At 44.1% G+C, this 20,521-nt stretch carries 15 protein-coding genes and 1 pseudogene; 11 read left to right on the top strand and 5 right to left on the bottom strand.

Annotated features, from left to right (window positions below; translation table 11 throughout):
• The first annotated feature begins 29 nt into the window (after positions 1 to 29).
• Together J699_RS04610 and epmA are read left to right on the top strand one after the other, a co-directional pair.
• The gene (locus J699_RS04610) at positions 30 to 1,094 is read left to right on the top strand and encodes a 4-phosphoerythronate dehydrogenase (protein ID WP_032870341.1); all 1,065 of its coding nucleotides are present in this window, start codon (positions 30 to 32) and stop codon (positions 1,092 to 1,094) included.
• 5 nt (positions 1,095 to 1,099) lie between these two features.
• Positions 1,100 to 2,074: an EF-P lysine aminoacylase EpmA gene (gene epmA, locus J699_RS04615; protein ID WP_165569316.1), complete on the top strand. Its 975-nt coding sequence runs from the start codon at positions 1,100 to 1,102 to the stop codon at positions 2,072 to 2,074.
• An 18-nt stretch (positions 2,075 to 2,092) separates the two neighbouring features.
• On the opposite strand, the gene J699_RS04620 is transcribed toward epmA, so the two are convergent.
• The 5 genes and pseudogenes from J699_RS04620 to J699_RS04635 form a co-directional block, all read right to left on the bottom strand.
• Positions 2,093 to 3,220, bottom strand: a complete 1,128-nt coding sequence (locus J699_RS04620; protein WP_032870346.1) for a helix-turn-helix transcriptional regulator — start codon at positions 3,218 to 3,220, stop codon at positions 2,093 to 2,095.
• A 182-nt stretch (positions 3,221 to 3,402) separates the two neighbouring features.
• A pseudogene (locus J699_RS19945) lies at positions 3,403 to 3,520 on the bottom strand (hypothetical protein); the annotation flags it as partial.
• Between the two features lie 127 nt (positions 3,521 to 3,647).
• Positions 3,648 to 4,646: an SUMF1/EgtB/PvdO family nonheme iron enzyme gene (locus tag J699_RS04625; RefSeq protein WP_032870348.1), complete on the bottom strand. Its 999-nt coding sequence runs from the start codon at positions 4,644 to 4,646 to the stop codon at positions 3,648 to 3,650.
• On the bottom strand, positions 4,643 to 6,325 hold the full coding sequence (locus J699_RS04630; RefSeq protein WP_032870351.1) for an arylsulfatase: 1,683 nt from the start codon (positions 6,323 to 6,325) through the stop codon (positions 4,643 to 4,645). Before J699_RS04630 ends, J699_RS04625 begins: the two co-directional genes overlap by 4 nt.
• 133 nt (positions 6,326 to 6,458) lie before the next feature.
• A complete protein-coding gene (locus J699_RS04635; RefSeq protein ID WP_032870354.1) occupies positions 6,459 to 7,076 on the bottom strand; it encodes a rhomboid family intramembrane serine protease in 618 nt (205 codons plus the stop codon).
• Positions 7,077 to 7,229: 153 nt separating this feature from the next.
• Here J699_RS04635 and nfuA point away from each other — a divergent pair, with 153 nt between their 5' ends.
• From nfuA to aguA, 9 genes are all read left to right on the top strand, one after another.
• Complete coding sequence (gene nfuA / locus J699_RS04640; RefSeq protein WP_009511435.1) at positions 7,230 to 7,868, top strand: Fe-S biogenesis protein NfuA; 639 nt, start codon at positions 7,230 to 7,232, stop codon at positions 7,866 to 7,868.
• 311 nt (positions 7,869 to 8,179) lie between these two features.
• Positions 8,180 to 9,901, top strand: coding sequence for an amidohydrolase (locus tag J699_RS04645; protein WP_032870358.1), 1,722 nt, complete (start codon positions 8,180 to 8,182; stop codon positions 9,899 to 9,901).
• Positions 9,902 to 10,060: 159 nt separating this feature from the next.
• The gene (locus J699_RS04650; protein ID WP_032870360.1) at positions 10,061 to 11,764 is read left to right on the top strand and encodes an amidohydrolase; all 1,704 of its coding nucleotides are present in this window, start codon (positions 10,061 to 10,063) and stop codon (positions 11,762 to 11,764) included.
• 398 nt (positions 11,765 to 12,162) lie between these two features.
• Positions 12,163 to 12,924, top strand: a complete 762-nt coding sequence (locus tag J699_RS04655; RefSeq protein ID WP_032870365.1) for a TorF family putative porin — start codon at positions 12,163 to 12,165, stop codon at positions 12,922 to 12,924.
• 408 nt (positions 12,925 to 13,332) lie between these two features.
• Entirely contained in the window at positions 13,333 to 14,592 is a 1,260-nt protein-coding gene (locus tag J699_RS04660; RefSeq protein WP_032870367.1) for a Zn-dependent hydrolase, read from the top strand.
• A gap of 78 nt (positions 14,593 to 14,670) precedes the next feature.
• A complete protein-coding gene (locus J699_RS04665) occupies positions 14,671 to 16,071 on the top strand; it encodes an aminotransferase (RefSeq protein WP_032870369.1) in 1,401 nt (466 codons plus the stop codon).
• Positions 16,072 to 16,275: 204 nt separating this feature from the next.
• The gene (locus tag J699_RS04670) at positions 16,276 to 17,691 is read left to right on the top strand and encodes an aldehyde dehydrogenase family protein (RefSeq protein ID WP_032870371.1); all 1,416 of its coding nucleotides are present in this window, start codon (positions 16,276 to 16,278) and stop codon (positions 17,689 to 17,691) included.
• Between the two features lie 113 nt (positions 17,692 to 17,804).
• Positions 17,805 to 19,133: an APC family permease gene (locus tag J699_RS04675; RefSeq protein WP_032870373.1), complete on the top strand. Its 1,329-nt coding sequence runs from the start codon at positions 17,805 to 17,807 to the stop codon at positions 19,131 to 19,133.
• A gap of 72 nt (positions 19,134 to 19,205) precedes the next feature.
• The gene (gene aguA, locus J699_RS04680) at positions 19,206 to 20,291 is read left to right on the top strand and encodes an agmatine deiminase (RefSeq protein ID WP_032870375.1); all 1,086 of its coding nucleotides are present in this window, start codon (positions 19,206 to 19,208) and stop codon (positions 20,289 to 20,291) included.
• Positions 20,292 to 20,521: the final 230 nt, after the last annotated feature.

Raw genomic sequence — 20,521 nt, 5'->3', positions numbered from 1 at the left:
AGCATTAATCTATTGAGGAAAGCTGCTGCATGAAAATTATCGCAGATGAAAATTTGGCATTTACCGATTATTTCTTTGCGGAATTTGCAGAAATACAGCATCGGGCAGGGCGTAGCTTGACGCATCAGGATGTACAGGATGCAGATGCACTGTTGGTTCGTTCGGTGACCAAAGTGAACCATGCCTTAATTGATCAGACCAAGATCAAGTTTGTCGGCAGTGCCACCATTGGAACCGATCATTTAGATATTCAGGCTTTGGAACAACAAAACATTGTCTGGAGCAATGCGCCAGGCTGTAATGCACAAGCGGTGGCGGAATATGTGATTACGGCCTTATTGCATTTAAATGAGGATTTATTAGAAAAAAATAAGGACTTCACTTTAGCGATTGTGGGTCTGGGCAATGTGGGTAGCCGTCTGGCGGTGATGGCGCAACTATTGGGTTGGAATGTCATCGGTTACGATCCTTATGTGCAACTTGCCGGGATTGAAAATGTTTCTTTTGAGGCATTGTTAAATCGCGCCGATGCCATTTCAATTCATGTACCTTTAACGGTGTCTGGCGATTATCCAACCCAGCATTTATTTGATGTGACTGCATTTGCTGCAATGAAACCCTCCGCTATTTTGATTAATAGTGCGCGTGGACCTGTAATTGAACAGGCTGCATTAATGGCAGATATTATCGCGACGCAGCGTAAAGTGGTGCTGGATGTGTTTGAGTTCGAGCCAGAAATTTCAGAACAATTACTGGATCTACTGGCATTAGCGACGCCGCATATTGCGGGTTATAGTCTTGAAGGTAAGGCCAGAGGCACGCAGATGATCTATGAGGCGTTTTGCCAGACCTTTGCTTATGAGCTAACAAAGCGTTTTGAAAGCCAGTTGCCACAGGTACCTCAATACTTTGATCATGATTTAAAAGCGGCACTTAAACAGCATCTTGCGCAGATTTATAATATTGCAGCGGATGATCAGCAACTCCGTGCTTGTGTTCAGGACGGCAAGGTCGAGCAAACCGCATTTGATTTACTCCGAAAAAATTATCCTTTGCGCCGTGAATGGGCTGCACATGGTGGACCGAAAGCATGAGCCAGATGATGAACAACTATCAGCCAACGTGCTCCATTGAGGCTTTAAAAGCACGTGCAGCGATTTATCAGAAAATCCGTCAATTTTTTGCTGAGCGTGAGGTTCTGGAAGTGGAAACCCCAGTCCTGTCTCAGGCAGGTGTGACTGATGTGCATTTGGCTTCGGTGCAGGTACAACGTCATATTCATGGCAAATTAAATACGCAATATTTACAGACTTCACCCGAGTTTCCAATGAAACGCTTATTGGCCAGTGGAAGTGGACCAATTTATCAAATCTGTAAAGTATTTCGTGATGATGAGCATGGGCGCAAGCACAACAGTGAATTTACCATGCTGGAATGGTATCGTCCGGGGCTGGATTTAAAGGCACTGATGCATGAAACGGCGGATCTGTTAGCAACCTGTTTGGCACATCGTTTTGGTGAAATTCGTCCAGTGGTGCTGAGTTATAAGCATGCCTTTCAGGATCGTCTTGAGATTAATCCATTGCAGGCAACCTTAAAACAACTCAAGGATACCGCCTATCGTGTCGGTCTGAATCTTGACTTGGGGGATGATCGTCTGGGGTATATGGATCTGTTGTTTTCGCACTTTGTCGAGCCAAGTCTGGGTTTTGATGCGCCTGTCTTTTTAACCGATTTTCCACCTGAAATGGCGTCACTGGCCAAAGTGAAACAGGATGAAGAGGGTGAACTGGTTGCAGCACGTTTTGAGGTTTATATTGAAGGGCTGGAACTGGCGAATGCCTATGATGAATTGCTGGATGCCGAGGTATTGGCCTCCCGTTTTGAAGCCGATAATGCAGAGCGAGCACAACAAGGTTTGCCTGTGATGCCAACCGATCAGTATTTGCTGGCAGCTTTACCGCATATGCCTGAATGTTCCGGGATCGCGTTAGGGATTGACCGTTTATTGATGGTGGTGATGAATCAGGTCAAGATTGATCAGGTGATTGCTTTCCCTGCCGAGATTGCGTAACGCTGCGTATTTTATGGCCTAGACTAATTGCATCAACAACTGGATCAATTCACTTTGTCGATGTGTTCTGGTCTTTTTGAAAATAGCTTGCAGGTGCTTTTTCACGGTATCGGCCTGAATTTCATGTAAAAGGGCAATTTCTTTGGTGGTTTTGCCCTTCAATAGTTGCTCGCATATTTTATGTTCGACCGGTGTGAACATAAACAGCTGGGTACATCGGTCTTTTTGATATTTAGGCGGATGTTGCAGCCCTGAAAATGTTGCCAGTAATACGGGACGTAAACCAAAAATCTTATGGGTTTTTTCGGGGCAGAGCAGATCCAGTGTTAAAAATAGCTGATGATCGAGGTGCATCACCTGACTTCGTTCAGTATAACCGACCTGAGAACTGGTGTGATGCAGGCGTTCTAATTCAAGCAGGTGCTGTTCAAATATTTGCTGTTTATGTGATTCGAAGTAGAAGCGCCGCTGTTCAATCCGGATGTGCGTATTATGTTCGATAAATTTTTCTGCCTCTGCATTCATCTCCAGAATATCGCCGTTGAGATTAATAATCGCAATGGGTTGATTCATTTTCCGGATCAATTGTGACCCAAGCAAGGTCATGGTGGAATATTCAAAATGATGGCGATAGTGCTGAAGCTTTTGCTGGATCTGCGGCAATATCTCATAAATCGGCTGGAGTTCAGAGCAACTTAATGCACCACGATCAGAGCTGGTGAGCAAGGCCAGAATCACACAGATTTTATGATCATAAATGACCTGAAGTGCTGAGCAAAAACGTAAATTGAGTGGTTTTAAAATCTGTTGGTAGACCTGGGTCTGAACAATGTCCTGTTCGCTAAAGTGTTGTGTGCAATGCATCCAGCCTGTGAGCGGTGCTGCCAATAATTTTTTTAGTTGTGGGTCATCATCAAAAGCTAAACGAAGTTGTTGCAGCGCCGCTCGCTCAAGTTGCTGGGGATCAAGATCAACCCCATGATGTACACTAAATGACAGGGCCTGCACTTCAAGATCGACTGCCAGAAGTTGTGTGGCCTGAAGGTCAAAATGCTGGTTTAGCTGTTCAAGGAAAATCAACCAGTCATCAGCATGTTGAACCTTGTTCAGAATGTCCAGTACAGCATGGGATTGGGTTTGATTCATTGAATGCGTCCAGCAAAGAGCAAGATCTATTTCCATATAGTTTATATGGGTTTTATCCAAATAAAATGATCAATCAGAAAAAATGTAATTTTCTATACAATTAAAAGATGAATTAAGCCATGCAGGGGCGATAAAAAACAAATCAATTGCCTCAACCATCATGGCTTTAGGCAAGATGACATTTAGCAACGGCCTTTTTTGGCCTGTCTTGGTGGGCAAAAGTCGCCATGACCATCATGATATCCTCACAATACTGCCATGCGGTGTATGCACTGCACAAGCGGATAGGCTGATATCAACAGCAGATCAAGGTAGCGTGATATTTTTCATGGTTCCGTCCCGTATTTTTATTGCTTTAAGGATCACTTTAAAACGATCAGTTGCTTTTTAACAGAACGGGACTAAAGCTTTAAGATTGATTTCATAATTAAGGTCGTAACACGGTTCTAAACCCGACATGGGTTGCCGCCAGATCAAACTCCTGAGGATAACGACTGCTATTGCGATAACGTGCACAGAAATTAGAGGCACACAAGAATGAGCCACCTTTCAGCACATATTGCGTGGTCGCGTTATTGTGTTGACGTAAGTCGGTATAATTACCCATGTGTTGATCATGTGCACCGTGATAGACCGAAGACGTCCATTCCCAGACATTGCCAATCATGTCAAACAGTTTAAAGGCATTGGCCGGGTAACAGCCAACGGGTGCAACACCTTCAAAATGATCTTCAACGGTATTGTTACCTGGAAAATCACCTTGCCAATAATTGGCTTGCGGATGTTGATGGGCATCTTGTGGGGCTTGGTGTAAAGGGGTATCTGTTTTTGAACCGGCTTTGGCGGCATATTCCCATTCCAGCTCGGTGGGCAAATCATGCCCTAACCAGACTGCATAATGCTCTGCATCATTCTTGGTGACATAGCGCACGGGTTCGGAGGGCTGAGGGGCTTGTCCCTGAGGGCCATTCGGGCTTTTCCAGGTATAGTCAGCTTTAAGTTGCCACCATTGATTGGGGTGATTCAGATCAGGAGAAAACACCGCTGCCTGCTTTTGCTTTTCTGCATCGGTAACGTAGCCCATCGCTTTGACAAAACTGGAAAACTGGGCAACTGTGACTTCGGTCTGGTCGATCCAGAAGCCTTCGACTTGACGCTCTCTGGCGCCAAAGTTGAGTTCATCGGGATAGGCCTGATTAGAACCCAGTGGAAAGGAACCTTTAGGAATCCAGACCATTCCCGCTGTTTTATGTTTTTGCCAGGCATCGGGTAAGCCAGAATAATTCTGGCATTGGCTTAAAGCGCCCAACGATAAAGGTTGAGTTGTTGGGTGTTGTTGCGATGGCTTTACCTTCGACTCAACTTTGCTGCAACCTGCCACAAGGGTCAGGCTACAGATGGAAACTAGAATGCTACTCAGTTTCATTGAGGGTTGTATTCCTTAACGCCATTTTGCTGGGTGTATTTGTTATATACATCGACCAGTTCTTGTAGCTTCGCTGGATTACTTTGGGCAAGGTTTTGGGTTTCACCACGATCATTTTTCAGGTTATAGAGTTCCCAATTGCCTGTACCCAGTTCAGCTTTGCCTTGTAAGGCAATTTTCCAGTCGCCTTGGCGTGCATATTTACTGCCATGTAATTCATCGGCAAAGCTAAAGTTGACTGGGCGAATTACCTGAGCCTTGTTTTCAAGTAGCGGTTTCCATGAATAGCCGCTTGGGGTATTCACCTGACGACCTTTATATTGGCCCTGTGGCACAGCAATATTGGCATAATCTAAAACCGTCGGGAAAACATCCAGCACGGAAGCAAAACCATGGTGAGTTTCCTGAGCCTTGGTTTGATAAGGGAGTTTTACAATGGCAGGGGCAGTGGTCGCACCTTCACCTGCCGTATCTTTCCACAAATGGAATGGCGCAGCACTCACTTCTGCCCAGCGTGGCCCGACATAATGATATGAACTGGATGTACCCACATTGCTGACGCTGTTATCAAAGCCTGATTCGGGACCATAGTTGCCACGGATAAACCCTTCGGCGCCATTATCTGAAACAAAGAAAATCAGTGTATTGTCATATAAATTATTGCGTTTGAGATATTGAATCAGTCGGCCAATATTGGCATCCAGATTTTCCACCATACCCGCGTAGATTTCCATTCTACGTGCTTCCAGCGCTTTTTGTTCAGCCGAAAGCTCGTTCCATTTGCCATATTTTTGTGGCGCATTTTGCGTAGCAATCGGTTCAGCGGCAATAAAGTTTGCAGGGATCAGGCCGAGCTGTTTCTGGCGGGCAATACGTGCATCGCGAATCACGTCATAGCCGACGTCATAAACACCACGATAACGGTCACGATATTCAGCAGGGGCTTGTAAAGGCCAATGCGGTGCAGTGTAAGCCGCATAGGCAAAGAATGGCTTGCCTGAGTTTTTACCTGACTCTAGATAACTGATCAATTTGTCTGTGAAATAGTTGGTCGAGAAGAAATCATCAGGTAAAGATGAAATTGGCACTTGTTTACCATCTTCGGTATAAGTGGCATTGCGTTTATAGGCAGCCGGTGCCTGTTTAAAATGCAAATCCAGTCCTTGCAGCAAGGTAAAGGAATGGTCAAAGCCTTTGGCATGGGCATTGGTTGCAGGGGTTAAGCCCAGATGCCATTTACCACTGATATAAGTGCGATAGCCATTGTCTTTAAGGACTTCAGCTATCGAAAGTGAACGTTCATTCAGATAGCCCTCATATCCGGGTTGGCCTTCTAGATGCTTAGGCGTGAGTTCAGCCATCGCGCCAATACCCGCCAGATGGTGGTCAGTCCCTGAAATCAATTGCGAACGGGTTGGCGAGCAGGTTGGGGCAGTGTGATAGTCGGTTAAAATACGACCTGCTCGGGTGAGTTCATCAATATTGGGGGTATGAATTTCTCCACCAAAAGCGCCTAAGTCTGAATAGCCTAAGTCATCGGCCATGATGAATAAAATGTTAGGTTTTTTCTGGGTTTCGACCACAGTACTGGATTCTTTGGAATCATCATTACTGCATGCTGAAATCGAAAGGCTAAACAGGGCAATCGACAAGGTGGTGAGCAGGCTGTTACGAGGCATGAGAATCGACTTAATCCGTTAAAATAATGCAGTCGAGTTTAGAGAGATGATTTTTATGATAAAAATAATTAAAATTTGATTATTAATCTTAAAAAAAGAAAAGCCCCATCTCTGGGGCAAATATTAAATCTATTTAAAAAGGCAGTTTGGTCAACTGGTTCAGGAAATGTGGAATGACGCGGGGTTCCAGAATAATGGTAACCACAACACCATAGGCGGCGCCCCAAAGATGCGCACTGTGGTTGATATTGCTATTGCCCCGTTTGCCCGACCAGATGCTATAAGCCACATATAAAATCGCAAAAATAATCGCAGGCACTGGAATAAAGAACACGAAGATCAGGTTCCAGGGCTGGAACAGGATATAAGCAAATAGCACCGCTGACACTGCACCAGAGGCCCCTAGGCTAGCCCAGTGGGTATCATGGCGATGTTTTAAATAACTCGGCAAAATGGCAACAATCAGTCCACCCAAATAAAATAAGACAAAGCCCATGTCATAAAAAAACTGACGGTAAAAACTTTCAATGATATTGCCAAAGAAAAACAGCGTGATCATATTGAACAGGAGATGCGTACCGTCGGCATGAATAAAACCATGCGTGATAAAACGGTCATACTGCCCGCGTTGCATGGCAGGCGGCCAGAAAATCAGACGATTCATCACTGCCTGATTGGAGAAAGCCAACAAGGAAATCGCAACAGTAATAATGATCAGGGTCACAGTGTGACCAAAGGGTAGATGTAACATAAATAGTTTAAATTGATCAGAGTCTAAGCAATAATGCCATTAAAAACTTAATAAACAATGATCTTGCATAGAATTCCTACAAAAATGGTTGATTTTTTTTAATTACCCTCCATCTTCGGTTAATATAACGACATCAGCTTGAGGATTATTGTTATGTCGACTGAGAACACCAACACTGCTGTCGCAGAAGAAATTCCAAACCTTTTGATTACTCCCTCTGCACAAGAGTATTTAAGTGATTTATTAGCAAAGCAGAATACTCCAGGGATTGGCGTTCGTGTTTTTGTAGAAAATCCAGGTACTCCACGTGCTGAATGTTGTATGGCTTATAGTGCCCCTGAAGAAGTGGTACCAACCGACTATAAGCAGGACTATCCAGATTTTCCTGCCTATGTTGATGCACCCTCAATTCCATATTTAGTGGATGCAGTGATTGACTACAACAAAGACCGTTTTGGTGGTCAATTGACGTTCCGTGCACCGAACTCTAAAGTGCCACGCGTTGGACCAGATGCCTCAATTGAAGAACGTATCACCTATGTGTTGCAATCTGAAATTAACCCAGGCTTAGCAGGCCACGGCGGTAACTGTAGTCTGGTTGAAGTACAGGATAGTCCAGAGCATGGCTTAACCGCTGTATTGAAATTCGGTGGTGGTTGTCAGGGGTGTTCTGCGATTGATGTCACTTTAAAACAAGGTGTAGAAACCACCTTAAGACAGCATGTACCAGAGTTACAGCGCGTTGTGGATCAAACAGACCATACACAGGCAGAAGGCGCGTATTTTAAATAATCGCGAGAAATCTACTGTATTTTAAAAAGTCCTTTCGAGGGCTTTTTTTATTTTTAACATGCTGATTTTAATAATTTTAAATGAAAAGTAATTTTGCACTTAACCACCCCATGAAGTTGCTTTGATGCAGTCTTTATCCAGATCTGTTCATCACTCCTGATCAATAAAAACAGAGCATAAAAACTTTAGTCGATGTACGGGACTTAAAATGGTTCCTGTTTTTGCAGGCAGATTGGTTCTAGGTTTTACGAGCAAAATAGACAAAATAAAAAAAACAGCAGAATAATTCAGGATAAGGGTGTAAGGGATTTATGAATAAAACATTCGTGTTGGGCCTCAGTATCAGTGTCATGAGTCTGGCAAGCTATGCAAAAACGCCGCAAGTTGATGTGATTGTGTTTAATGCTGATGTGCGAACTTCTAATCCGGCAAAACCTAAAGCACAGGCATTTGCGGTCAAAGAGGGAAAGTTTTTGGCGGTAGGCAATAACAGTTTTATCCGGCATATGGCAACTGAGCACACGCGCGTCATTGATGCTCAGGGTAGTACCGTCATCCCGGGTTTAACCGATGCGCATACACATTTTGGTAGCGGGATGGAAATTGTGCAAGGCATTGATCTATACGGTTTGAAGGATCGTGCTGAATGGTTCAGGCAAATTGCAGAACGTGATAAGCAGCTACCCAAAGGCCAGTGGATGACCGGAGGCCGCTGGGATATCAGTTTGTTGTCTGAGCAAAGCTTGCCGACACGACAGGAACTGGATGCGATTGTGCCAGATCGCCCCGTAGTATTGCTGGATATTGATTATCATACCGCATGGCTGAATAGCAAAGCCATGCAACTTCTGGGAATTGACCGTCACACCGTCGCGCCAGAGGGAGGCGAAATTGTTAAGGACCCACATACCGGCGAGTTGACCGGGATATTTAAAGAAACCGCGGCCACACAACTGGTGCGTAAAAATCCGGTCTATCTCAAGGCAGTGGTTGCTGGAACAGAAGCACTGCCTGTTTTGAAAAAACTGGTTGCGCATTTTAACCAGTTGGGTGTGACCTCAGTTCATGATATGTGGAGAAGTGATTGGTCGGTTTATCCTGCAATGCTACAACAAAAGCAACCATTACCAATGCGGGTCTGGTTTGGCTATATGGCAGATACATCGGCAGAAAAAACCACAACAGCACAATTTGCTGAGTATGCAAGACAGCGCGATGAACTGAACCGGCAATTTAAACAAAAAGAACAGCAATGGTTACAGGGACCGCAATTCCGCTATGGTTATCTTAAATATTTTGTCGATGGCACATTATTTAGTTATACCGCTGCATTGAATGCAGATTATGCAGACCGGCATGATTTTAATAGTGAGCCAATAAGCTCACAGGCCAAATTAAACGATCTGGTTAGCAAGGCAAATGCGGTGGGTTTTCCTGTTGCGATGCATGCGATTGGAGATAAAAGTGTCGATATGGCCTTAAATGCGATTGAAAGCAGTCCCCGCCATCGTCAGTTTGCCAATCGAATCGAACATATTGAAGTCATGAGTGAAACGGCCATGCCGCGTTTTGCCCAGTTAGGTGTGGTGGCTTCGATGCAGCCTGATCATGCCATCTCAGGTAATTACCAAGAATCTCGTTTGGGCGAAGCACGAATGCCCTATAGCTATGCCTGGCAGTCGCTATTAAGCAGTGGGGCTACGCTGGTCCTGGGGAGTGACTGGCCGACGGCCGTAGAAAACCCGATGTTACAACTCAGTGATGCCATATTTCGTGAATATAACGGAAAAACCCGTTATAGCGAAAATGCCCTGAGTCTGGATGAAGCCTTATATGCTTATACGCAAGCGCCTGCCAATGTTGCAGGCTGGGGAAATGAAACGGGCAGTATCAGTGTGGGTAAATGGGCCGATTTTGTCATTTTACAAGGTACCTTGCAGCCACCACTGCCTAAGAACCTGAAGGACTGGCAGGTCGCGGAAACCTGGTTTGCTGGCCGACAGGTCTATGCTGCAAAACCACAACCTCGATAAAAGGCATTCGAACAGGTAGGTGCTTTCGTTTAACTTGAATCGGTTGTATCTCAATAAAAATGGTTCCTGCATTTTCAGTCGAATTGGTTCTAGGTTTTGTAGAGAAAGCAACGAGAATAAAAATGGAAAAATAACACAGGATAGGGAAATAAGGGACTTATGAATAAGAAATTATGGTTAGCGATCAGTATCGGCGTCATAAGCTTAAACAGCTATGCACAAACGCCTCAGGTTGATGTCATTGTACTGAACGCCGATGTTCGGACATCCAATCCGGCCAAGCCAAAAGCACAAGCTTTTGCTGTGAAAGATGGAAAGTTTCTGGCTGTAGGCGACAACCGCTTTATTCAGCAGATGGCGACCAAGCAGACACAAATTATTGATGTAAAAGGCAAGACGGTGCTGCCTGGTTTAACCGATGCGCATACCCATTTGTTGGGTGGGCTAGAGCTTTGGGAAGGGGTGGACCTTTTTGGTATCACGGACCGTCAGGAATGGTTTAGATTAATCGCTGAAAAGGATAAACAGTTACCGAAAGGCGCCTGGCTGGTAGGTGGTCGCTGGGATGTCAGCAGCCTCAAAGATGGTCATATGCCGACACGACAGGAACTGGATGCGATTGTGCCTGATCGCCCTGTGGTGTTACAGGACATTGACTATCACTCGGTCTGGGTGAATAGCAAGGCCATGCAATTGCTGGGGATTGATAAACATACCCAAGCACCGGAAGGAGGCGAGATTGTAAAAGATCCGCAAACAGGTGAGCCGACTGGTATTTTTAAGGAAACTGCGGGCATGCAACTGATTTTGGGCAATCCCAAGTACAGCAGTGCATTACTTTCGGGCAAAGCGGCACTTCCTGTCATTGAAAAAATCATTGCGCATTTTAACAGTCTGGGGATTACCTCCGTACATGATATGTGGACTGAGTTGGCTACGGTTTATCCTGCTTTACTGGAATCGAAACAGCAATTGCCGATGCGGATACGTTTTGGCTTGATGGCGGGAGAGGATCAGGTCACACCAGCCCATTTTCAGGCTTATGCAAAGCAACGTGATCAACTTAATCAGCAGTTCATGCAAAAAGAACAGCAGTGGAAAACTGGGCCGCAGTTCCGCTTTGCCTATATGAAATACTTTGTCGATGGTACCTTGATGAATTACACCGCTGCATTGAATGAACCGTATGCAGATCGTCATCATTTTAATATCGCACCGATTACCTCACAGGTAGAGCTGAATAATTCAGTGAAACATGCCAATGAGACCGGTTTCCCGGTGGCGATACATGCCATTGGTGACAAAAGTGTCGATATGGCCCTGAATGCGATTGAGAGCAGTCCGAAACATCGTCAGTTTGCCAATCGAATTGAGCATATTGAAGTGATCTCTAAAGATGCAATTCCGCGTTTTGCCCAGCTAGGCGTGGTGGCTTCAATGCAGCCGGACCATGCCATTAGTGGTAACTATCAGGAATCGCGTTTAGGTAAGGCGCGGATGCCGTATAGCTATGCCTGGCAGTCGCTGCTCAGTAGCGGTGCCACCATGGTACTCGGGAGTGATTGGCCGACTGCATCCGAAAATCCAATGCTACAGCTGAGTGATGTGGTTTTCCGTGAGTATCAGGGCAAAACCCGCTATAGCGATAACGCTTTAAGTCTGGATGAAGCCTTATATGCCTATACTCAAGCACCTGCCAATATTGCAGGCTGGGGGGATCAGATTGGCAGTATCAGTGTCGGAAAGTGGGCTGATTTTGTGGTCTTGCAAGATGCTTTAAAAACGCCATTGAATAAAGATATCAAAGACTGGAAAGTTGCCGAGACCTGGTTTGCAGGTAAACAGGTATATAAAGGGAAGTGAATAGTCAATAAAGAATAGAGCGCTTTCAAAATTCAAAAAATGCTCAACATTGGTGTTAAAAGTTCCTTCTTCCTTGGGAGAAGGTTAGGATGAGGGGAAATGCTTGATCTAAATCCTCTCCCTTTTACGTGTAACTACGCTCATCCTTTAAAAAGGAGAGGGGACTTTTATTGTCTATTCAATACAGTTCAAAATATGACTGATGCAAGAATGTTAATAAATTTTAAAATTAAAGAAAGCGATAAGCTTGCTTTATTTTTATGCGGATATGAATTAAACCTATTTTTTTTTATAAAATAAATGGCTCTTCTGTTTTTTGTGAAATTGGTTCTCGATTTATAGGATGTGTGAAAGATAATCAGAATTCAAAAATAATCATATATTCATGGAATAAATAGATGATCAACAAGAAATGGATTCTAGCTATCTTAACATCTACACTATTAGCGCCAGTATATGCAAACCCCGCCGATAGTCCTACTGAAAATCAGCAGCAACGTTTTTCAGTCAGTGGTTCAATGGCTTTTTTAACAGAGTATTATTGGCGTGGCACTACGCAAACCAAAGGCAAACCGGCTGTTCAAGGAACATTAAGTCTAGATCATGATTCAGGATTGTATACGCAACTGTTTGCATCAAATATACAGCTGGATATTGGCAGTAGTTTAGAGCTGGATTATTATATTGGCTATAATTATCAAATAAATAATGATCTTAAACTGAATCTGCAATATCTGGATGTGAACTACCCTGGAGAAGATAAAACCCTGCCTCGTGTAGATTTTGAGGAATACTCAATTGGCGTGTTGAAATCAAATCTCTTCCATGCGCAGGATGAGTTGAATCTGGCTTTTTACTATTCACCTGATTATACGCTAGAGACCGGTAAAATGCTGCGTTATGAAGTCGGATATCGTTATCCAGTCGCGGAGCAGTGGAATATATATACGCAAGTAGCATATAACCAGTTCGCAAATAAAGATGCCTATGCTGTACTTTGGGGAACAGATCAGAGAAGCCACTTCTATGATTATAAGTTGGGACTGGATTTTAATTATCAGGATTTTATTTTTGATTTATATTATGCCAATGCAAATGTTAATAAGGATTTACCCAGTGCAGATAAAACAGTGGTATTTAGTTTAACCAAACTGTTTTAGTTTAACCAAACTGTTTTAGTTTAACCAAACTGTTTTAGTTTAAATGTAAATACTTGTATTTTAAAATCATACGTTGATGGTTAAAATAGTCCTATTTAAAATTTTCTTAGATCAAGCAGCAGCCAAAAAGTTTTATATATAAAACTTTTTGGCTGTTTTATGTTCGATGTTGAATGGGATTAGAAATAATTAAAAAGTAATAAAAAACAAATTGATTTTTATAAAAATAGGATTAATTTAATCTTTTGCTTATTTATTTGAAAAACAAAAGGAATTTTATTTATTTATTGATATTTAAATTGGTACCTGTTTTTTTGAAAGAATTGGCACTCGTTTTTAATGGAAGAATTAATCAAAGTAGAGTGAATAAAGCGATAGTGATATATCGATAAAAGGGATGTTAAAACAATGAAAGTGAATGCAGAGCGTTTATGGCAGATGCTCATGGACATGGCAAAAATTGGTGCCACCAGCAAGGGTGGTAATACACGGTTAGCGCTTACGGATGAAGATATTTCAGGTCGGGCTTTACTGCTTGAGTGGGCCAAGCAGATTAATCTTTCTATTCATTATGATGAAGTCGGTAACCAGATTTTACGCCGTTCCGGTCAAGACCATACCGCATTACCTATCGTTATGGGCAGCCATCTGGATACCCAGCCCAAGGGCGGACGCTTTGATGGTATTTATGGTGTGCTGGCGGGGATGGAAGTATTACAGCGCCTAGAAGAACAGAATATTGTGACGGCTCATCCACTTGAACTGGTGGTGTGGATGAATGAAGAAGGCGCACGTTTCACTCCGGCAATGATGGGCTCCGCCGCTTTCGCTGGGGTATTACCTAAACAGCAAGTCTATGACACCACCGATAAAAACGGTATTTCTGTTTATTCCGAACTGGTCCGTACCGGACAACTCGGCGATTATCCACTGGCGCGTCCATTCCAGGCGTATTACGAAGCCCATATTGAGCAAGGGCCTGTATTGGAAACAAACCAGATCTCGATTGGCGTGGTCACCGGTGGTCAAGCCATTCTGTGGCTAGATGTTGAAACCCAAGGCAAAGCAGCACATGCGGGCACAACCCCGATGAATATGCGTAAAGATACCATGGTCGGTACCTCAGAAATGATCGTGGCTGTTGAAAAATGCATTCTTGAGAAATTCCCGCAAGGTTTGGTGACCTTTGGTGAAATGCAGGTGGCAAATTCATCGCGCAATACCATCCCGGGCCAGATTCAGTGGACCATTGATTTACGTCATCCAGATGATGCTGCACTCAACGTCATGGAAGTGGAAACCAGAGCAATCTTGTCTCGTCTGGCGACAGAAAGAGATCTGGACGTTCAGGTGTCTCAACATTGGCTGAGTCCGGCGACTTATTTTGATAAGACTTGTGTGGCAACGGTTCAAGCAGCGGTAAACAGTCTGGGTTACAGCAATCAGCCGATTGTGAGTGGTGCAGGACATGATGCCATCAATATCGCGAAACATTGTCCGACGACGATGATCTTTATTCCGTGTATTGATGGTTTAAGCCATAACGAGGCAGAAGATATTTATATGCAAGATGCGGCCCAAGGTGCCGATGTGTTGCTGAATGCGATTTTAAATTATGACGCACAGTCAACCGCACAAATGGCACAGAAGAATACAGTAACCGTTTAATTATCAACTTATTAACAATGTGTAAGACATGCATGCTGCTGGAATGGAGCATTGCAATAAAAAATGGATGGATAAAAGATGAACTCTAAATTACCTGTAAATGTCGATATTCAGGATATCTGGCAAAAAGATAAGGATCATGTGATTCACCCATGGACAGATTTTTCGACCTTTAAAGACGAAGGCTCTTTAATCATGTCGAAAGGTGAAAATGTCTATGTATATGATGCGCAGGGCAATAAATATCTAGATGGTATTGGCGGTCTGTGGTGTGTCAATGTCGGTTATGGACGCAAAGAAATTGCCGATGCCGTTGCTGAACAGATCATGGAACTACCTTATTATTCACCATTTGGTCATCAAACCACAGCACCAGCAGCCAAGTTGGCGGCTAAACTGGCTGAGTTGGCACCGGGTAATCTGAATCATGTATTTTATGGCTGTGGTGGTTCAGTAGCGAACGATACTGCAGTACGTTTAATTCACCACTATTTCTATCAGATTGGCAAACCATCGAAAAAGAAACTGATTGCCCGTAAAGATGCTTATCATGGCAGTACCTATATCAGTATGACCTTGACCGGTATTGAAGCCGATCATGTCGGTTTCGAAATTCACAATGAGCTGGTTCACCATGTGTCATGTCCAAATCCATACCGCAAGCCAGCATCGCAGTCGATGGAAGATTTCTGTAATGAAAAGGTTCAGGAACTGGAAGATACCATTCTGAAACTTGGCCCGGACAATGTCGCAGCTTTCTTTGCCGAGCCAATCATGGGTGCGGGCGGCGTGATTGTTCCACCAGAAGGCTACCATGCCAAAACCTTGGCCGTCTGTAAAAAATACAATGTGCTGTATGTGTCTGATGAAGTGGTTACTGCATTTGGTCGCCTAGGTCATATGTTTGCTTCAGAAGACGTGTTTGGCATCGTGCCTGACATTATTACCTGTGCAAAAGGCCTGTCTTCGGGTTATCTGCCTTTAGGTGCAACCATCATTTCGGATGAAATTTATGAGGCCATCAGTAAACCGCATCATGAAGGTGGTTTGCTTACCCATGGCTTTACCTATTCAGGTCATCCGGTCAGTTGTGTTGCTGCACTGAAGAATATTGAAATTCTGGAAAAGGAAAAGATTTGTGAACATGTCCAGGACATGGGCGTTTACTTTGAAGAGCAATTAAAGACGTTGGCAGATCTGGAAATTGTCGGTGAAGTACGCGGCAAAAAATTCATGATGTGTATCGAAAACCTGCGTAACAAACAAACCAAAGAACTGTTTGACCGTTCTGTTGGGGTAGGCAAACGTATTGCCAATCATTGCCAGAAACTCGGTTTGATTGTACGTCCTGTGGGTCACATGAATGTGTTGTCTCCACCCTTGATCCTGACACGTGATCAAATTGACTTTGCCGTGAAAACCTTACGTCATGCGATTCAGAATACCATTCAGGAATTAAAGGCTGAAGGTCATTTGTAAGCCGAATCTCTTTGATGTTTCAAGCAGTCAACTTGCCCTGCGGGGTGAGTTGAGTCTCGCTGATCGATAGAAATAGCGGGACAACAACAGATGATGTCGATGGAATGAATGAGGAATATTGCGGACTTTATTGACATGAAACAGGCTGAAATCCTGTGGGCAGTCACGATGAATCCGCGTTAGAACTCGTATGAGAGCAAGCAGATGAAGAATTATATCAATGGAAAATGGGAAAATACGTCAGGAAGCTCCCAGATTACGGTGGTGAATCCAGCCAGTGAAGAAGAATTAACCCATTTTACGACCGCTTCCCCACAAGATGTAGATGCTGCCGTGGCGGCTGCGCAACAGGCGCTGGAAAGCTGGAGTTTGACCAGTCCTGAACAACGGGCAAACTGGTTAAACAAAATTGCCGATGCCATAGACGCAGCAAAGAATACCTTGATTGAACTTTCCCATCGTAATAATGGTAAATCTTCGGAGCAAGCCCAAGTCGACGTCGAGAATAGCATTAAGTGCTATCGCTACTATGCCAATCTCGTCAAAGAATTTGCGTTTAGTCAGGTGACCCAATGTGAAGATGGTGTTGAACTGACCCATCAGCAAAATCCGGTGGGTGTGGTTGCTTTGATTACGCCGTGGAATTTCCCTTTAATCACCAGCGCCTGGAAAATCGCACCCGCCCTTGCCGCAGGTTGCACACTGATCTTTAAACCATCCGAATTGGTGCCATTGCCAGAGTATGAATTTACCCGATTACTGGATCAGATCCAGTTTCCGCAGGGAGTCTTTAACCTGATTCTGGGAGATGCCGTGGCAGCCCAGCATCTAGTGACCCATCCAGAGGTCAATAAAGTCTCCTTCACCGGTAGTACGGAAGTGGGTATTCACGTGATGCAGGCAGCAGCGCAATCGGTCAAGCGTGTCACGTTAGAGCTGGGTGGCAAATCGCCGATCCTGATTCTTGAAGATGCCGATCTGGATGAAGCCGTCGATAAAGCACTTGGTGGCATGTTTTATAACAGCGGTCAAATGTGCTCTGCAACCTCACGTTTACTGGTACACCAATCACTGGCAGAGCGCTTTTACCAGAAGCTTAAAACCGCGGTGGAGTCGATGACTTTAGGTTCTGACCTGAGCGGCCCGTTGAGTATGGGACCGATGACGACGCAAAAGCAATATCAGAAAGTTCATGAATATTTAACTATCGCACAACAGGAAAAGCTTCAATCCTTAATTGATCCTGAACAGATTGCCATTCCGGAAAAGGGCTTTTTCATTCAGCCCTATGTTTTTGTAAATGTACCGACTGAAAGCCGCTTATGGACCGAGGAAATCTTTGGCCCGGTGATGTGCTGTCGAAGCTTTGAAACTGAAGAAGAAGCGATCCGGCTAGCCAATGATTCTGACTTTGGTCTGGCTGCCACCATTATCACCGGATCTTTGCAGCACGGTAAAAAAATTGCCAAGCGACTTCGTTCTGGTCATATCTGGATCAATTGTCATCAAATGATTCAGCCTGGCTCTTTATGGGGCGGGTTCAAGAAAAGTGGAATTGGACGTGAACTGGGTGAATCGGGAATGCAAAGCTATCTCGAAGAAAACGTGATTACGCTCTAATTCTTTCAACTGCTTATTGAATCGGGAAAGGGACTTCTCTGTTCAATATCACTATCCAAGATGAATAAAAAAAGCACTGCGAAAGTGTTTGCATTGATGCAGGAGAAACATGCATGGAAAGCGAAAACAACCGAAAAGGGCTGTCATTGTGGCAAGTGGTTGTCATTGGTGTGGCTTATATGGCTCCAGCAACTGTATTTGATACTTTTGGTATTATTTCAAGAGTTACCGAGGGAAGGGTTCCTCTGGCTTATATTCTGGCTTTATTTGCGATGCTATTAACTGCATTTAGCTATGCACGCTTTAGTAAACTGACACCAAAATCAGGATCGGCTTATACCTATACCACTGAAACATGCGGCAAGACAGCGGGTTTTTTTGTGGGCTGGTGCTCGCTGATTGACTATCTACTGATTCCGTTGGTCAATGTTTTACTCGCCTCATTTTATCTTAATGCATTGATGCCCGATATTTCCTATACCACCTGGGTGGTGATCATGGTCGGGATTATCACGCTAATCAACAGCTTTCGTATCAATATTCTGGCCAATTTTAGCTTTATCTTTATTGCAGCTACGATTTCAATGATGCTGGTGTTTATTTTTCTGGTGGTCACAGGCATGGGGCATTCGCAGGGTTATCAAAGCCTGGCGACAATCAAGCCTTTATTCAATGGTAATCCGGAATATCTGACCTTGCTGACAGGTGTGTCATTGGTCTGTTTCTCTTATTTGGGCTTTGATGCGGTCTCGACCTTAGCCCATGAAAGCCGCAATCCGACCAAGACCATTCCCCGGGCGATTATGCTGACAACCTTGTTAGGTGGCCTGATTTTTATTACGGTTTCGTGGTTCGTTCAGTTGTCCTTTCCGACACTGGAACAGTTTAAAAATCCAGATGAAGCCTTACCTGAAATTGCACTGTTTGTTGGAGGCGTATTTTTCCAGTCAGCCTTGCTTACCGTACAGATCATGAATGCATTTGCCTCCGGTTTGGCCTCTCATGCCAGCGCTTCACGTTTACTTTACATCATGGGGCGTGATGGTGTGTTTAACCAAAAAATATTCGGTTATGTCAATCACAGATTAGGTACACCGTTATATTCGATTTTATTTGTAGGTTTGATTTCCCTGTTAGCGATTACCGTTGATCTGGCAACCGTGGTGAGTCTGGTCAGTTTTGGTGCCTTGATTGCATTTACCATGGTGAACTTCTCTGTATTCATGAAATTCTTTGTGCTTCGTAAAGAGCGTACGGGCTTGAAAAACATTTTCTTCAATTTGCTGCTACCCCTGGTTTCGGTACTGTGCCTATTAGGTTTATGGATACATCTGGAAAAATCGGCACTGGAATTTGGAGGCGTGTGGCTATTGGCTGGGGTTTTACTGCTGCTTTATAAGCGTATCCGCAAACAGCCGCTCTCGTTTGGGGCCACCACTTAAACCGTTTTAAACAATTGATTTGATCAATGTAGATTTGACTTCAAAAGATATGAACATATGGAGATAGACAATATGGAACAGAATGCGACAACCCCAAAGCAGCAAGGTTTTAGCATGCCCGGCGAGTGGTCTGCACAAGAAGCGGTATGGATGATCTGGCCGTATCGTACGGATAACTGGCGTGGCAATGGCGCACCTGCACAACAGGCTTTTGCCCAAGTTGCGGCTGCAATTGCCCAGAAAACGCCAGTATTTATGGCTGTTCCTCAAGCTGAAATGGAAAAAGCACGCCAAGTTATGCCTGCACAGGTCACATTGGTGGAAATGGAAAGTGATGATGCCTGGACACGTGATACGGGGCCAAGCATTGTCAAGAATGCGCAAGGCCAGAAAAAAGCCATCAACTGGGTATTTAATGCATGGGGTGGGGAAAATGGCGGATTGTATTTTCCATGGGATCAGGATCAGTTGATTGCAGGCAAAATCGCTGCTCAGCACAGCATTGACACTTACTCGACACCGCTGATTTTAGAGGGTGGCGCCATTCATGTAGATGGAGAAGGCACATTGTTGACCACTGCAGAATGCTTGCTGAATCCGAACCGAAATCCACATCTGACTCAGGCCCAGATTGAGAATATTCTGCAAGAATGCTTGGGTGTCACCACTTTCATCTGGTTGCCTCAAGGTGTATTTAATGATGAAACCGATGGACATGTTGATAATATGTGCTGCTTTGTCCGTCCTGGTGAAGTGGCATTGCACTGGACAGATGATCTTAATGATCCGCAATACGCACGTTCACAAGCTGCATTACAAGTACTGGAAAATACAAAGGATGCAAAAGGCCGTCAATTGAAAGTGTGGAAGTTGCCATCTCCCGGGCCACTGTATGCCAGTGGAAACGAGACGATCGATATTGATAAGGGCAATGCCATTGAACGTTTTGAAGGTAATCGTCTGGCGGGCTCTTATGTCAATTACCTGATTAGTAACCAGCAGATTATTTTCCCGTTACTGGATGAACGTACTGATGAACAGGCGAAGGCATTGTTCCAGCAGATGTATCCAGACTATCTGATCACAGGTGTTCCTGCGCGCGAAATCTTACTCGGTGGCGGCAATATTCACTGCATTACTCAGCAAATTCCGGCTTAAGTCACGATGCGACATGCAAGTTGAAACGTGGTCCAGATATGGGGCGCGCTTTTCAACTTGCGCAATCAAAAAACAACGTAATATGCATAAAAATTACTAGAAAAGTATCATAATTTTAAAGAAGCGATTTAAGCTATAAAACGTCTTTAAATTTGAACAGCTTGAGTCAGTCGATCATTTCAATAAAAGCTAGTCCCTAACACAGACTTCATCATTAACTTTTTACTTAA

It is taken from the genome of Acinetobacter sp. 1000160, from assembly GCF_000588715.1.
Taxonomy (GTDB): Bacteria; Pseudomonadota; Gammaproteobacteria; order Pseudomonadales; family Moraxellaceae; genus Acinetobacter; species Acinetobacter courvalinii.
The sequence above is the reverse complement of the archived record's forward strand: the minus strand, read 5'-3'. Positions and strand labels throughout refer to the sequence as shown.

What these genes read in the sequence shown, in the direction of transcription:
- J699_RS04610 (WP_032870341.1), top strand. Translation starts at nt 30, where the DNA reads ATGAAAATTATCGCAGATGAAAATTTGGCATTTACCGATTATTTCTTT.
- epmA (WP_165569316.1), top strand. Translation starts at nt 1,100, where the DNA reads ATGATGAACAACTATCAGCCAACGTGCTCCATTGAGGCTTTAAAAGCA.
- J699_RS04620 (WP_032870346.1), bottom strand. Translation starts at nt 3,220, where the DNA reads ATGAATCAAACCCAATCCCATGCTGTACTGGACATTCTGAACAAGGTT.
- J699_RS04625 (WP_032870348.1), bottom strand. Translation starts at nt 4,646, where the DNA reads ATGAAACTGAGTAGCATTCTAGTTTCCATCTGTAGCCTGACCCTTGTG.
- J699_RS04630 (WP_032870351.1), bottom strand. Translation starts at nt 6,325, where the DNA reads ATGCCTCGTAACAGCCTGCTCACCACCTTGTCGATTGCCCTGTTTAGC.
- J699_RS04635 (WP_032870354.1), bottom strand. Translation starts at nt 7,076, where the DNA reads ATGTTACATCTACCCTTTGGTCACACTGTGACCCTGATCATTATTACT.
- nfuA (WP_009511435.1), top strand. Translation starts at nt 7,230, where the DNA reads ATGTCGACTGAGAACACCAACACTGCTGTCGCAGAAGAAATTCCAAAC.
- J699_RS04645 (WP_032870358.1), top strand. Translation starts at nt 8,180, where the DNA reads ATGAATAAAACATTCGTGTTGGGCCTCAGTATCAGTGTCATGAGTCTG.
- J699_RS04650 (WP_032870360.1), top strand. Translation starts at nt 10,061, where the DNA reads ATGAATAAGAAATTATGGTTAGCGATCAGTATCGGCGTCATAAGCTTA.
- J699_RS04655 (WP_032870365.1), top strand. Translation starts at nt 12,163, where the DNA reads ATGATCAACAAGAAATGGATTCTAGCTATCTTAACATCTACACTATTA.
- J699_RS04660 (WP_032870367.1), top strand. Translation starts at nt 13,333, where the DNA reads ATGAAAGTGAATGCAGAGCGTTTATGGCAGATGCTCATGGACATGGCA.
- J699_RS04665 (WP_032870369.1), top strand. Translation starts at nt 14,671, where the DNA reads ATGAACTCTAAATTACCTGTAAATGTCGATATTCAGGATATCTGGCAA.
- J699_RS04670 (WP_032870371.1), top strand. Translation starts at nt 16,276, where the DNA reads ATGAAGAATTATATCAATGGAAAATGGGAAAATACGTCAGGAAGCTCC.
- J699_RS04675 (WP_032870373.1), top strand. Translation starts at nt 17,805, where the DNA reads ATGGAAAGCGAAAACAACCGAAAAGGGCTGTCATTGTGGCAAGTGGTT.
- aguA (WP_032870375.1), top strand. Translation starts at nt 19,206, where the DNA reads ATGGAACAGAATGCGACAACCCCAAAGCAGCAAGGTTTTAGCATGCCC.